Below are 14012 nucleotides of genomic sequence, written 5' to 3'. Positions count from 1 at the left end.
TCAGAGCGAAGCGGCTATTTTACCGGATGTGCCCTGATTTGCGCGGCATAAGGATTGGCGATGGCGTAACAGCATCACTCCGCGCGGGGACCAACGCTTGCGATCACACTGTTTGGCAATCCAGGCTCTCCAGCGCAAGCGCGCCTGGTCAGTCTGTTCATAGACTGCCGCCCGATAAAAACAGACCAGGCGCCGAATAACTTGCTATCTCGACCGGATTTGGCCGTAACCACTGGTAACAAGCCAAATTAAACACGCACTTGTGCCCGTTTTCGTTCCTTCTTCGCTAGAATGTCAGGTTCCCCTCCGATTTTCTTTCAGGCGTATTTGATGGAAGCCATTCTCAAGTCGAACAAGCTGTTGAACGTTTGCTACGAAATCCGCGGCCCGGTGCCGGAAAAAGCGCGGCAGATGGAAGAAGAAGGCTATCGCATCATCAAGCTCAATATCGGCAATCTGGCGCCATTTGGCTTTGAAGCGCCCGAAGAAGTCGTGCAGGACGTAATCCGCAATCTGCCCAACGCGGCCGGTTATGTGGATTCCAAAGGTTTGTTCCCGGCGCGTAAAGCGATCATGCATTACACCCAGGAAAAGAAAATCGCCGATGTCACGGTTGACGATATCTACATTGGCAACGGCGCGTCCGAGCTGATTGTGATGTCCATGCAGGGCCTGTTGAATAACGGTGACGAAGTATTGGTGCCCATGCCGGATTACCCGCTGTGGACTGCCGCCGTGAGCTTGGCCGGTGGCACGCCGCGCCACTATCTGTGTGACAGCAACAATGGCTGGTTCCCGTCACTGGACGATATCCGCGCCAAGATCACCCCGCGCACCCGCGCCATTGTGGTGATCAACCCCAACAACCCGACTGGCGCGCTGTATCCGGATGATCTCTTGAAAGAGATCGTCGAGATTGCGCGACAGAACAAGCTGATCATTTACGCCGACGAAATCTACGACAAGGTTTTGTACGATGGCCGCACGCACACTTCCATCGCTTCGCTGGCTAACGATCTGCTGTTTGTAACCTTCAACGGTTTGTCCAAAAACTACCGTGCCTGCGGCTACCGCGCTGGCTGGATGGTGGTTTCGGGCAACAAGAAGATCGCCAAAGATTACATTGAAGGCCTGAACATTCTGGCCACCATGCGTTTGTGCGCCAACGTGCCCGCGCAATATGCGATCCAGACTGCGCTGGGCGGCTATCAAAGCATCAACGACCTGGTGAAACCGGGCGGGCGACTGACCAAACAGCGTGATCTGGCGTACGAGATGCTCAACGCCATTCCGGGTGTAACGTGTAACAAGCCGCATGCGGCGCTGTATATGTTCCCGCGGCTGGACCCGAAGGTTTACCCGGTCCAAGACGACCAGCAACTGATCCTGGAACTGCTGCAGGAAGAAAAAGTGCTGCTGGTACAAGGCACGGGCTTCAACTGGCCGCAGCCGGATCACTTCCGTATAACCTTCTTGCCCAATCTGGATGATCTGACCGACGCACTCAATCGCGTTGAACGCTTCCTGGCGGGTTATCGCAAACGGCACGGTACGGCATAATGCAGGTTCTTGAACTGATTGATGATTCGGGCAAGCTGGCTGCCCCGCAGTGGTTACCGCTGGCCGAAGCCGTTCATGTTCAGTTGCGCCCCAACCTGCCTGCGGATTACGCGGGCCGCTTGTTGGTGATTGCGCAAAATGGCGGCAGACTCATCGCCGTCACCAAAGAAGACCGGGTACTCGGGCTCGCGCTATGGCGCCTGATCGAGAATACCTATGAAGGCCGCCGTCTTTACGTAGACGATCTGGTCACCGACGCGAATGTGCGATCCACCGGCGTTGGCAAAATGTTACTGGACTGGCTACAAGCCAAAGCACACGCGCTCGATTGCGATGTGCTGGCCCTGGATTCGGGCGTTCAGCGCGCATTGGCGCACAAATTCTATTTTCGCGAGGGGATGCATATCGCTTCGTATAACTTCAAAAAGGCGCTGAAATGAGAGCGATTCATGTTGGTTTATGCGGTGTTGGCACCGTGGGCGGTGGCACTGCTGCCGTATTGAAACGCAATGCAGAAGAGATCGCACGCCGCGCCGGGCGCCCGATCAAGATCATTATTGCGGCTAACCGCGATCTGGAACGTGCCCGCGAAGTGTGTGGCCCCGACGTAGAGATCGTCAGCGATGCGCTCACCGTGGTGAATCACCCGGACGTGGACATTGTGGTCGAGCTGATTGGTGGCACTACTGTGGCTAAAGAGCTGGTGCTCAAGGCCATTGCCAATGGCAAGCACGTGGTGACTGCCAATAAAAAACTGATCGCCGAATACGGCAACGAGATTTTCGAGCGCGCCCAGGAACAAGGCGTGATGGTGGCATTTGAAGCCGCCGTGGCCGGTGGCATTCCAGTCATCAAAGCCCTGCGCGAAGGCCTGACCGCCAATCGTATCGAATGGATTGCCGGCATCATCAACGGCACCAGCAACTTCATCCTGACCGAAATGCGCGACAAAGGAGTGAGCTTTGCCGCCGCACTGGCTGATGCACAAAAGCTGGGCTACGCCGAAGCTGATCCGACCTTCGATATCGAAGGCCACGACGCCGCGCACAAACTGACGATCATGAGCGCGATTGCGTTTGGTATTCCGGTGCAGTTCGACAAAGCGTACCTGGAAGGCATCAGCAAACTGGACGCGCTGGATATCAAATACGCCGGTGAACTGGGTTATCGCATCAAGCTGCTGGGTGTAACCCGTCGCCGTGAAAACGGCATTGAACTGCGCGTCGCACCAACGCTGATTCCGGCCAAACGCCTGATCGCCAATGTCGATGGCGTGATGAACGCCGTGCTGGTGAAGGGTGACGCCGTCGGCGCCACCATGTATTACGGCCCAGGCGCTGGCGCCGAGCCAACCGCCTCCGCCGTCATAGCCGATCTGGTCGACGTCACCCGCCTGGCCACTGCTGACCCGGAAAACCGCGTACCGCATCTGGCCTTCCAGCCGAGCGAAATCGCCAACCTGCAGATTCTGCCGATTGGCGAAGTGGAAACTTGCTACTACCTGCGCATGGATGCGGAAGATCGCCCAGGCGTGCTGGCCGACGTGACCCGGATTCTGGCTGATGCCAATATCTCGGTGGATTCAATGCTGCAAAAGCCCGCGGCCGATCAAGCCGATGGCCGCGCCGATATCATCATCCTGACGCATCAAGCGGTGGAAAAAAATATCGACGCTGCGCTGGTCAAGATCGAAGCCTTGGGTAGCACCACCGGCAAAGTGGTGAAACTGCGACTGGAACATTTGAATGGCTGATCGGCGCCGGCATCGGGCAAACACAATGTGGCTGGCCGCGTTGCTGGTGCTGGGTGCCAGTGCCGGCACGCTGGCCGACAACGCCAGCGTGCGCGCCACCAATATCTCGGTTATGCGCGGCGCGGTAGTCAGCCAGTGCAAACGGCACGACTTGCCGCAATCCGCTGCTGATACTTTGGCCAAGCTGAACGTTCAACTGGATAAAGACGCGTTTTGCGGCTGCGTTGGTAAGCGGCTGATGCGTGACACCCGCATCAATGGTCTGATTGCCGGTAAAGAACCCGCCCTGAGTGACGCTGATCTGGATCGCGTACTCAAGGGCAAAGCGGCAGCTGCCGGGTTTAGCTGCATGGGTGAGATGATCGATACCTTGATCGACCAACCTGCGCAATAAACGGGCGGCCCCTGCGATGATCCTGGAAATAGCCAATCTGAACGTCAAAGCCGGTGAAACCGGCGCTTTTGAAGCGGCGTTCAAGCAAGCCCAGAGCATCATCGCCAGCATGCCCGGCTATATCAGCCACGAACTGCAACGCTGCCTTGAACGCCCCAACCATTACGCCTTGCTGGTGCGCTGGGACACGCTGCAAGCCCATACCGAAGGCTTTCGCGGCTCGCCCCAATACCAACAGTGGAAAGCGCTGTTGCACCACTTCTACGACCCGTTCCCGACGGTGGAACATTACGAGCTGATAGCTCCCTGAGACAGGTCCTGATCATGCAATACATCTCCACCCGCGGCGGCATGTCGCCCAAACACTTTTCTGAAATCCTGCTGGGCGGCCTGGCGCCGGACGGCGGGCTGGTTGTACCGGATCAATATCCGCAGTTGTCCATTGACGACCTCAAAGCGCTGTCGACCCTGAGCTATCCGGATCTGGCCTTTGCCATCATCAGCCGCTTTGTCGATGACATTCCGGCAGCTGACCTGAAAGCGTTGATCGCCAAGACCTATACCAAAGAGGCTTTTGGTACAGATGAGATCACCCCCGTAACCCGCCTGGAAGACGACCTCTTCATCCAGCAGTTGTCCAACGGCCCAACGCTCGCCTTCAAAGACATGGCGATGCAGTTGCTGGGCAATCTGTTTGAATACGTACTGACCCGCGCCGGCGAAGAAATCAACATTGTTGGCGCCACCAGCGGCGACACCGGTAGCGCCGCCGAATACGCCATGCGCGGCAAGAAAGGCGTGCGGGTGTTCATGTTGTCGCCATTCGGCAAGATGAGCCCGTTCCAGCGCGCGCAGATGTTCTCGCTGCAAGACGAAAACATCTTCAATATCTCGGTCAAATCAATGTTCGACGCTTGCCAGGACATGGTCAAAGCCGTGAACAACGACGCCGCGTTCAAGGCCAAACACAAGATCGGTGCCGTGAACTCGATCAACTGGGGCCGCGTGGTTTCGCAAGCGGTGTACTACTTCAAGGGCTACTTTGCCGTGGCTGGCGAAGTTGGCGAGCCGGTCGATTTCTGTGTGCCTTCTGGTAACTTCGGCAACATCTGCGCCGCACATATTGCGCGCCAGATGGGCCTGCCAATTCGCCATCTGGTCGTCGCTACCAACGAGAATGACGTGCTGGACGAGTTCTTCAAAACCGGCGGTTATCACCCGCGCGGTCTGGACAAGACTTACGAGACATCCAGCCCGTCGATGGATATCACCAAGGCTTCCAACCTGGAACGCTTTGTGTTCGATCTGATCGGCCGTGATGGCGCCAAGTTGTCTGCGCTGTGGCACACCGTAGAAAAAGAACACGGCTTTGACCTCTCGCCCGCCGACTTTGCCCGCCTGCGCGATGAATATGGTTTCCGTTCCGAGAAAAGCTCTCATGCCGACCGTATCGCCAATATCCGCGAAGTCTTCGACAAATATGGCGTACAGGTTGATCCACACACCGCCGACGGCTATCACGCCGCCAAAGCGCACCGCGAAGCAGGCGTAAAGCTGGTGATCATGGAAACCGCCCTGCCCGCCAAATTTGAAGCGACCATGGAAGAAGCGCTTGGCACCAAGCCAGTCATGCCCGCAGAAGTGGCTAACCTGGAAAAACTGCCCCAGCGCTTCGATGTAATGGATGCGGATGTGCAGGCGCTGAAGGATTACGTGGCTGCTCGCGTGGGTTGATTGCCACTTGGCAACACCAAAACAAAAAGCCGGCTGTTCGCCGGCTTTTTGTTTTTCAGACACGCTACATTTACTACTTCAGTTCTGGCGCCTTGGCCAATACTTCCTGCATTTTCAGCAAGGCATCCTGGGTGGCCCGTTTACCGCTCAGAGAGAAGTCGTGTTTGAATTCGTCCCATTCAGCTGCGCCTTGACCAGAAACAGTCTGCGTGAGCACGACCTTGCCTGTCGGGTCGCTCACGGTGCAAGTTAGTTCTGCACTAAAGTGAGTCGGCGGCCAGGTCAGCGCACTCGGAGAACTAGAATCTGTTTTGATCACAGGCTTGATAACGTACACCACTGATTTGGCCGAAATGGTTTTAGCATCGTCGGGTGATTGCAGAACAACAACATCCTTGAACACGTTGCTCAGCATTTTATAAAAGCCGCCTTCAATTTCTTTATAAGGCCGATAGGTTACTTTGTCCCCACCGCCGCCCGGCGTAGTTACCGCCGCATCACGTTGCTCCGGACTGATATAGTAAGCAACTACCTTATCAACATGCACCGCCGGCGCACTAGCCTGCAGCTTGCTCGCATCCGGTGCGATATTAATTGGGTGGGCACAACCGCCCAGCAAAAATGCAGCCACCAAGCCAATCATCGTCAAACGCATTTTGAGTCCTTTTTATTTGAGCGCGTTAATAAAATTATTATCTGCATAAAGCGTTTCCAGCAATTTGCTGACCAGATCCGGATAGGATTGCTGCGCTTTCGGGATTGCAATAGCACCCGCGAAAGAAGATTCCCATTCAATATGAGCAACCTTGACTTGGTCATAAACAATTGCGCCCGCTTTCTTGACAACAAACCGAGCCTGAATGTCACCAGTGCCAGTATTCATGCCAGAGCCGTCCAGATCGTTCTTTTGCAACAAACCCGAAATCTCAAGCTGAGAACCTGGGTTCAGTCTGCCAGCAAGCTCCAGTTCTTGCGCAATTGCAGCGGCCAGATATTCGGCATATGAATTGTTATAGGGCGAGTGCATCCCCGAACCGCGAATGGAAATAGGGTTGGCATTACCGGGGCTGCCATCGACAGATGTAAACTTGCCCACTTTGGCATTAAAATCACCAGCCGATTTAAGCTGACCTACATTCGGGATTGACGGCGAATACTTGGGCGCGACAATAGAACAGCCGGTTGCCAACATGGCAAAAAGCGCAACAAATCCAATCTTGAACAAACGGGACATAGCTCCACCTGACGATAATTGTGTAATTTATTGATCATTACAATTGGGAAGGTCAAACAATAGATGGCCCTTTGCACTCCCCGGGCAAACACAAAGCGTGCAAATTATGCCATCAGGTTTCTGGTTGGCAATTGATCTGGCATCAAAATATGTCAGAGTGTGGTAATTTTATGCACAAAGAAATAACCCGACCCAACAGAAAGCTAAATCAGTATGGAATGCAGGTAACACAGAACAAATAAAAAAACGCCGCAAGCAGCGGCGTTTTTTTATTTACTGCAATTTCGCAATCAAACCGTACGCTTGAGCGCCAGGCCTTGTGCATCAAATACCAGTGTTTCTTTTTCCGGGAACACGAGACGTACAGATTCACCGCGCTTGAGTTCCGGATGATTGCCTGGCAACTTCACGCACAGGATTTCATTCACGCCTGGTACTTCAACATAGGTCAGCACGGTATCGCCCAGGTGTTCGACCAGATCGATGCGGGCTGGTACGCCTTCTTCGCCTTCCAGCACCAGTTGCACGTGCTCCGGACGAACGCCCAGAGTCATTTTTTCGCCGATCTTGGAGGAACCTGCGTCAACTGCTGCACGCACGGTAATGCCCTTGGGCAGGCGCAGTACTGCAGCGCCGCTTTCGACACCCACCAGTTGCGCTTCGAGCAGGTTCATCTTGGGCGAACCCAAGAAGCCGGCCACGAACAGGTTGGACGGGTTTTCGTATAGGTCCAGCGGGCTGCCGACTTGCTGGATGATACCGGCGTTCAGCACGACGATACGGTCAGCCAGAGTCATGGCTTCCACCTGATCGTGCGTCACGTAGATCATGGTGGTCTTCAGATCGTTGTGCAGCTTGGACAACTCAACGCGCATATTCAAACGCAAGGCGGCGTCCAGGTTCGACAGTGGTTCGTCGAACAAGAACACTTCTGGCTCACGCACGATGGCGCGACCGATAGCTACACGCTGACGCTGACCGCCCGACAGAGCTTTAGGCTTGCGCTCCAGCAAATGGGTGATCTGCAGAATATTGGCGGCGCGTTGCACGCGACGATCCACGTCTTCCTTGGGATTGCCAGCCAGCTTGAGCGAGAACGCCATGTTGTCATACACGCTCATGTGCGGGTACAGGGCGTAAGACTGGAACACCATCGCAATACCGCGCTTGGAAGCGTGGATATCGTTGGCCATCGTCTCGCCAATGAGCAAGTCGCCTTCGCTGATATCTTCCAGACCGGCAATCATGCGCAACAGTGTGGATTTGCCGCAGCCCGATGGGCCAACGAACACCACAAACTCGCCATTCTTGATTTCGAGGTCGACGCCCTTGATAACTGCGACGTCCTTACCGTATGTTTTTTTGATGCCCTTGAGCGTAACCGAAGCCATTTATTCGATTCCTTGAAAACTTGTCATTCTGTATGTGCTGCAAAACCGAAATGTTCGGCCGCTTACTTCACTGCGCCGTCCAGACCACTGACGAAATATCGCTGAGTGAAGGCGAAGAAAATCAGTACCGGGATGATCGTCATTACGATAGCCGCCATCACCAGGCTGGTAGAGGTTGCGAACGGCCCGGTCAGGTCGTTAAACACACCCACCGCCAGTGGCAGCTTTTCACGCGAGTTCAGTACGATCGATGGCCACAGATAATCGTTCCATTCGTTGACCAAAGTAAAGATGGCCAGGGCAGCAATGGACGGTGCGCATACCGGCACCATGATTCGCCACATGATCTGCAGCTCTGTAGCACCGTCAACCCGCGCAGCGTCGATCAGATCCTGTGGCACAGCTTCAAATGCCTGGCGCATCAGGAAAATACCGAAAGCACCCGCAATGTTGGGCAGCACCGCTCCGGTCCAGGTATTGAGCAGACCCAGATTCTTCATGGTAATGAAGTTAGGCACCAGCGCGACTTCAGACGGCAGCATCATTGTGGCGATAATTGCCACAAAAATCAGATTGCGACCGGCAAACTTCAGCCGTGCCAACGGATAACCCGCCATCACCGAAACAACGGTCACACCAACCACGGCCCAGAAGGTCATGATGGCAGAGTTGCCCAGATAGGTCATGAAGGGCATGTCGTGAAACACGCGGATGAACCAGCCAAAGCCCGGGTCCGTCGGCCAGAAGGCGCGTGGGAACAACCAGATATTGGAAGAATCTTCAGACAGGCCCGCAGAGAGGGCCCAGATAAAGGGGAATGCGGTAAAGATGGCGAACAGGAGCAAGCCGAAGTAATGCATACCACGACCAATCACCGTCCGCGACGTTTTGCCAAGCGCCATTTGTAATCTCCCTATGCCTTATTTCTTGTCGCCGAAGAAGCGGAATTGAATCACGGCGAGCAGCATGCAGAAGAACGTCACAACCACACCGGCAGCAGCTGCGCGGCCAAAGTTGTAGTTCCGGAATGCCTGGTCGTAAACGTAATACAACGCGGTGTATGTATCAGCCTGACCCTTGGTCAGTACGATCACTTCCAGATACACCTTGATAGCGGCAATGGTACTGAGGAGCGTACAGAGCAGAATGGTCGGCTTGACCATGGGAACAGTGATCTTCCAGAAACGCTGGAAGGCATTGGCGCCGTCCAGAATAGCGGCTTCTTCAACTTCCGAAGGGATCGCTTGCAGACCGGCAAGATACAACACCATGTAGTAACCGATACCTTTCCAGAAGGTAAAGATCATCAGCATGTACAAGGCAATGGAAGGTTCGCCCAGCCAGTTCACCTGATCATGAATCAGGCCCAGCGACTGCAGCAACCAGGTCAGCACACCGTCGTACTTGTAGACGTTGGCCCACACCACACCGGCAATCGAGATCGAGGTAATGACCGGGATGTAGAACAGCGCGCGGAACAGCGTCATGCCAGGCAACTTGTTGTTGACCATTTTGGCGACAACCAGCGCGGCCAGCTGGATCACCGGAACGATCAGCAGGTACAACGCCGAGTTTTTCAGCGCGTTCCAGAACAGCGGTTCGTTGGCAATGTATTTGAAGTTTGCGAAATTATTCCAGGTGGCGGTGCCGTCGGCAATGCTGTAGTCCTGGAATGCGAGGTAGGTGTTATAGCCAACTGGCCAGAACGTCAACAGACCCATCAGGATCAGGGCTGGCGCCAGGAACAAATAGGCTATCGCGGTGTAACTGTTTGAAGTCTTCACGACGCAACTCGACTGTATCTTTATTTTTTTATGTAAAGGACTGAGCGGAACCGCCGTTGCCAGCGGATCCGCTCAGGAACTTCAGCTACTGCAACAGCTTATTTCTTCAGCTTTTCGTTCCAGGCAGCAACAGCTTCGTCCAGCGCAGCCTTAACTGGCTTGCGGCCTTCCACTGCGTCCTGGATCTCGTCTTGCAGCTTCTTGTTCATAGCTGCTTCGTCTGGCAGCACGCCTGGCGGAATGGTCAGAGTGCGAGCGTTGTCCATGGACTGAGCTGCAACAGCACGGCCTTGTTCAACTGCATCGGCGCTCTTGGCACCAGCCTGGAAGTACGGATCCAGATTGCCCTTCTTGGTCGATGGGAAGGTGGTTTCGGTTGCCTTGGAGAATGCAACTTGCGATTCGTCGTTGGTCAGGAACACGCCCAGCTTGGCAGCTGCAGCAGGATCCTTGGTGCCCTTCGGAATCACGAAGTCCATCAGCCACGCGCCGAATGCCATCTTGCCGGCATCAACCGGGAACTTGGCAACGCCAGTCTTGGCGTAAACAGCCTTGGCATCAGTTTCGGTACGCTTCAGAGCTTGAGGCGCGGTAGTCATCATGGCGATCTTGCCAGAGTTGTACGCAGCGATTTCTTGCTCGAATTCAACCTTGAACACGTCCTTAGGCATTACACCGGCTTTGTACAGATCAGCAAACTTCTGAACGAAAGCGATGTGCTTCGGGCTGTTGAACACGGCCTTGCCGTTTTCAACAACTGGCAGGCCCGCGTAGTAGAACCAACCTACGAAGTTGCCCAGCTTCGGTGCGTATGCAGGAACGCCAGTCTTGGCAGTGATTTGCTGACCGTCTTTAACGAATTCGTCAAAGTTTTTCGGAGCAGCTTTCACACCAGCCTTAGCCAGGATGTCCTTGTTGTAGGCGATGATCGAAACAGAGTTGTACCAAGGGAATGCGTACACTTTGCCGTTTACGGTCACGTCTTTGATCGCGCCAACGGAGTAGGTGTTCTTGGCTGCGCCCAGGTATTGGTCCAGCGGCAGGATGTTGCCTTGTGCGGCAAAGTCATGCACCCAAGGCACATTGAAGTTCACCAGTGCTGGCGGGTTGCCAGCAGCGATGGAAGCGATCAGCTTCGGCTGGATCTGGTCCCAGTTCATGTCAACCCACTTGGCGGTCAGGCCTGGGTTGGCTTTGTTGAAGTCAGCAACTGACTTGTTGAAGTAGTCATTGAATTTAGGAGCCAGGTTCATGGTCCAGAATTCGAGTTCGGTATCAGCTTGTGCGTAAACAGCAGCAAAACCGAAAACTACAGCGCCTACGGCCAACATCTTCTTGAGCTTCATCTTGTCTTCCTCTTGGAGTTATCGACAAATACGCCAGGAATTTTTTCCTTGCGGTACACCACACTTGATCCGACGTGTGCCCATCAGATCATGCGGATTTCTGCACGCCGCGGGAGTGTATCAGATATCCCCGCGACAAATTTTGCGACCACGCAATATGTCAATTGCGTAATACACCTACAACAATTGCTGCCTATTTGGCACCCAGCTTGCTGTTCCAGAAGGCAACAGTTTCGTCCAGCGCCTGCTTCACCGGCTTGCGCCCGGCGATGGCTTCTTGCAGTTCATCCTGCAGCTTTTTGTTCATCGATGCTTCATCCGGCAAACCGGTTACGGTCAGCGTCCGGGTATCGCGAATCGCCAGCGCAGCGACTGCGCGGCCATGTTCGATAGGATCGGTCGAATTGGCACCGCTCTGGAAGTACGCATCACCCACCGCATTGCGGGTCGACGGGAAGGTGGTCTCGGTAGCCTTGGAGAACGCCAGCTGATTGGCATCGTTGGTCAGGAATTGACCCAGTTTGATAGCCGCATCAGCGTGCTTGGAACCCTTGGGCACCGACCAGAAGAACAGGTAGCCACCAAACGGAGTTTTACCGTTGGAGAGCGGGAACGATGTGGTCACGGTCTGCGCGTAGATCGGCTTGGCATCAGTCTGGGTGCGTTTGAGCGCTTGCGGCGAAGTGGTCATCATGGCGATCTTGCCAGAATCATAAGCGGCGATTTCCTGTTCGAATTCCATCTTGAACACGTCTTTTGGAATCGAACCGTCTTTGTACGCCTGGGCAAAACGCTCAACAAACTTCACGTGTTCCGGGCTGTTGAAAACAGCTTTGCCGTTCTGGATAACCGGCAGACCTTCGTACATGAACCAGCTGGAGAATTCTTGCAGCTTGGGAGCAAAACCAGACACGCCGGTCTTGTCTTTAAGCTGTTTGGAGTAGGCAAACAATTCGTCGAGTGACTTGGGCGCAGCTTTCAGGCCCGCTTTGTCGAACAACGCCTTGTTGTAGGCAATGATGGAAACCGAGTTGTACCAAGGCAGGCCGTAGATTTTGCCGCCGTAGGTCACGTCCTTGATGGCCGCGTCGGTGTAAACCTTTTTGAAACCGGCGATTTTGCTATCCAGGGGCAACAGCAGGCCTTTCTGGGCATATTCGGCCGCCCAAGGCACTGGGAGGTTCACCAGATCAGGTGCGTTACCTGCAGCAAGCGCAGCAACAAAGCGCGGCTGAAAGGCATCCCAATCTACATCGGACCAAACTGCTTCGATATCAGGATTGGCAGCGTTGAATTTCGCGGTCAGGTCTTTCATGACGGCGTCGAACTTGGGCGACAGGCTATTGGACCAGAATTCGACTTTGACTTTGTCGGCGGCGGTGGCATGCAGCGAAGCTACAGCACAAGAGGCGGCGGCAAGCGCCAGAACGACCTTCCTGAACTTCATCGTGATTCCCCATCTTCTATTCGAGTAAGTGTCATGCACGCCGGTTAAACCGGTGTCGTCACTTGCTGCAATACGGCGCAGCTACAGCGACTCCATCATGCGGCGAAGCACTTACAGAAACACAGAAATAGCGAAAGGAATCTGAACTGAAAACCTGGATTACGACGGCAATCCTGCGACAGCGCAAATTGCGGCTGCACAAGACCAGGCGCAACGTGGTTGCACCGACCGAAATACCTTGTATCTGTTCGTTTCCCGGGTAGTGAGCGGACTATCTTGACCACTGCACTTCCCCATCCTCTATGCACACCCGCTCATTGTCGGGTTATTTCTGGTTCCAGGCCGGCTTCGCTGCCAGACCATGCCCACCTCTTTCTTCGAGGCTTTGGCAGATTACAACAATTTATCAATACGGTGAATTACTTCCACAATTCACCTGATGGGATCGGCTGCCGACAAACTGGGTGGCAAGCTGGCCGAACCGTTTCTCGCATGTAGTCAGATACAAGCACACAAAGAAAATGACTACACATGCGATTTTTAAAAATGTGGCCTAAAGGCGCAAAAACACTGGATTTAGCGATGCAATTCCACCACAAAGTCGTAGTAATCGCTGCGAAACCAGGAGTGCGTCAATTCAACTGGCAGGCCGTTTTCCAGATAACCCACCCGCACCAGGTGCAACATCGCCTGCCCTTCCGGAATATCCGCCAGGCCAGCAAGCCGGGCATTGGCATTTACCGCAGCGATATTCTGTATCGCCCTTACAACACTAAGCTTGGCGTTCTGCATATATTCATAAAGCGAATCGCCAATCTTGAGCGGATCGGCCACCAGATGATGCGGCAACGCAGTTTCTTCAACCGCCATCACCACGTCGTTGGCAGTACGCACCCGCAGCAAACGTGAGACGCGCGCATTCGGCGCCAGGTTAAGCCGCATCAACTCTTCAGCGGTAGCCGGAGCCACTTCGCGCTTGAGCCAACGACTCCCCGGCACAAAACCACGCTGCTTGAGCATTTCCGACAAGTTGGTCAGTCGCGACAGCGGTTGTTCCAGCTTGGGAGTGATAAACGTGCCAGCGCCCTGGCGGCGCACGATCATGCCTTGTTCGTACAACAGATCCAGCGCTTTACGCGCAGTCACCCGCGACAAGCCCAGCACCTCACAAAAAGTGCGCTCGGACGGCAACGGGTCTTCAGCCTTCCAGAACCCGGCGTGTATCGCGGCAGCCAGCTTGTGGCTGAGTTGCAGATAAAGCGGCGTGGCGCTGTCTGCTTCCGGCTTGAGAAACAACAGCTTTTGCTGTTGATCCATATCCTGCACTCCCCTTATTGGCGGTGCATCGTCTCCCAACGATGCAGCAAAA

At 54.5% G+C, this 14012-nt stretch carries 14 protein-coding genes; 6 read left to right on the top strand and 8 right to left on the bottom strand.

Features of this window, described 5'->3' with window-relative positions; all coding sequences use genetic code 11:
* Positions 1 to 330 precede the first annotated feature (330 nt).
* The 6 genes from P4L78_RS05485 to thrC are packed head-to-tail and all read left to right on the top strand — an operon-like array spanning position 331 to position 5441.
* Complete coding sequence (locus tag P4L78_RS05485) at positions 331 to 1560, top strand: pyridoxal phosphate-dependent aminotransferase (protein WP_283148379.1); 1230 nt, start codon at positions 331 to 333, stop codon at positions 1558 to 1560.
* The gene (locus P4L78_RS05480) at positions 1560 to 2000 is read left to right on the top strand and encodes a GNAT family N-acetyltransferase (protein ID WP_283148378.1); all 441 of its coding nucleotides are present in this window, start codon (positions 1560 to 1562) and stop codon (positions 1998 to 2000) included. The genes P4L78_RS05485 and P4L78_RS05480 overlap by 1 nt, the downstream gene beginning before the upstream one ends.
* A complete protein-coding gene (locus P4L78_RS05475) occupies positions 1997 to 3313 on the top strand; it encodes a homoserine dehydrogenase (RefSeq protein WP_283148377.1) in 1317 nt (438 codons plus the stop codon). The genes P4L78_RS05480 and P4L78_RS05475 overlap by 4 nt, the downstream gene beginning before the upstream one ends.
* Positions 3306 to 3707, top strand: a complete 402-nt coding sequence (locus P4L78_RS05470; protein ID WP_309327191.1) for a hypothetical protein — start codon at positions 3306 to 3308, stop codon at positions 3705 to 3707. The genes P4L78_RS05475 and P4L78_RS05470 overlap by 8 nt, the downstream gene beginning before the upstream one ends.
* Positions 3708 to 3723: 16 nt before the next feature.
* Positions 3724 to 4017, top strand: a complete 294-nt coding sequence (locus P4L78_RS05465; RefSeq protein ID WP_309327190.1) for an antibiotic biosynthesis monooxygenase — start codon at positions 3724 to 3726, stop codon at positions 4015 to 4017.
* 14 nt (positions 4018 to 4031) lie between these two features.
* Entirely contained in the window at positions 4032 to 5441 is a 1410-nt protein-coding gene (thrC, locus tag P4L78_RS05460; protein ID WP_309327189.1) for a threonine synthase, read from the top strand.
* A 73-nt stretch (positions 5442 to 5514) separates the two neighbouring features.
* On the opposite strand, the gene P4L78_RS05455 is transcribed toward thrC, so the two are convergent.
* The 8 genes from P4L78_RS05455 to P4L78_RS05420 all read right to left on the bottom strand — a co-directional run bounded on the left by P4L78_RS05455 (position 5515) and on the right by P4L78_RS05420 (position 13960).
* Positions 5515 to 6096, bottom strand: a complete 582-nt coding sequence (locus tag P4L78_RS05455) for a hypothetical protein (RefSeq protein WP_309327188.1) — start codon at positions 6094 to 6096, stop codon at positions 5515 to 5517.
* Between the two features lie 12 nt (positions 6097 to 6108).
* Positions 6109 to 6675 (bottom strand): hypothetical protein, encoded by a 567-nt coding sequence (locus P4L78_RS05450; protein ID WP_309327186.1) that lies wholly within the window; start codon positions 6673 to 6675, stop codon positions 6109 to 6111.
* Between the two features lie 290 nt (positions 6676 to 6965).
* Entirely contained in the window at positions 6966 to 8066 is a 1101-nt protein-coding gene (locus P4L78_RS05445) for an ABC transporter ATP-binding protein (RefSeq protein WP_283148373.1), read from the bottom strand.
* A gap of 62 nt (positions 8067 to 8128) precedes the next feature.
* Positions 8129 to 8968 (bottom strand): carbohydrate ABC transporter permease, encoded by an 840-nt coding sequence (locus tag P4L78_RS05440; RefSeq protein ID WP_283148372.1) that lies wholly within the window; start codon positions 8966 to 8968, stop codon positions 8129 to 8131.
* 18 nt (positions 8969 to 8986) lie between these two features.
* Positions 8987 to 9850 (bottom strand): carbohydrate ABC transporter permease, encoded by an 864-nt coding sequence (locus P4L78_RS05435; RefSeq protein WP_283148371.1) that lies wholly within the window; start codon positions 9848 to 9850, stop codon positions 8987 to 8989.
* Positions 9851 to 9948: 98 nt separating this feature from the next.
* Positions 9949 to 11196, bottom strand: coding sequence for an ABC transporter substrate-binding protein (locus tag P4L78_RS05430; protein WP_283148370.1), 1248 nt, complete (start codon positions 11194 to 11196; stop codon positions 9949 to 9951).
* Positions 11197 to 11389: 193 nt separating this feature from the next.
* Positions 11390 to 12643: a sugar ABC transporter substrate-binding protein gene (locus tag P4L78_RS05425; protein ID WP_309327184.1), complete on the bottom strand. Its 1254-nt coding sequence runs from the start codon at positions 12641 to 12643 to the stop codon at positions 11390 to 11392.
* Between the two features lie 576 nt (positions 12644 to 13219).
* Positions 13220 to 13960, bottom strand: coding sequence for a GntR family transcriptional regulator (locus tag P4L78_RS05420; protein WP_283148368.1), 741 nt, complete (start codon positions 13958 to 13960; stop codon positions 13220 to 13222).
* Positions 13961 to 14012 lie beyond the last annotated feature (52 nt).

The organism is Silvimonas sp., from assembly GCF_031291215.1.
Taxonomy (GTDB): Bacteria; Pseudomonadota; Gammaproteobacteria; order Burkholderiales; family Chitinibacteraceae; genus Silvimonas; species Silvimonas soli.
Note: the sequence above shows the minus strand (reverse complement) of the source record. Positions and strands in the feature narration are given on the sequence as shown.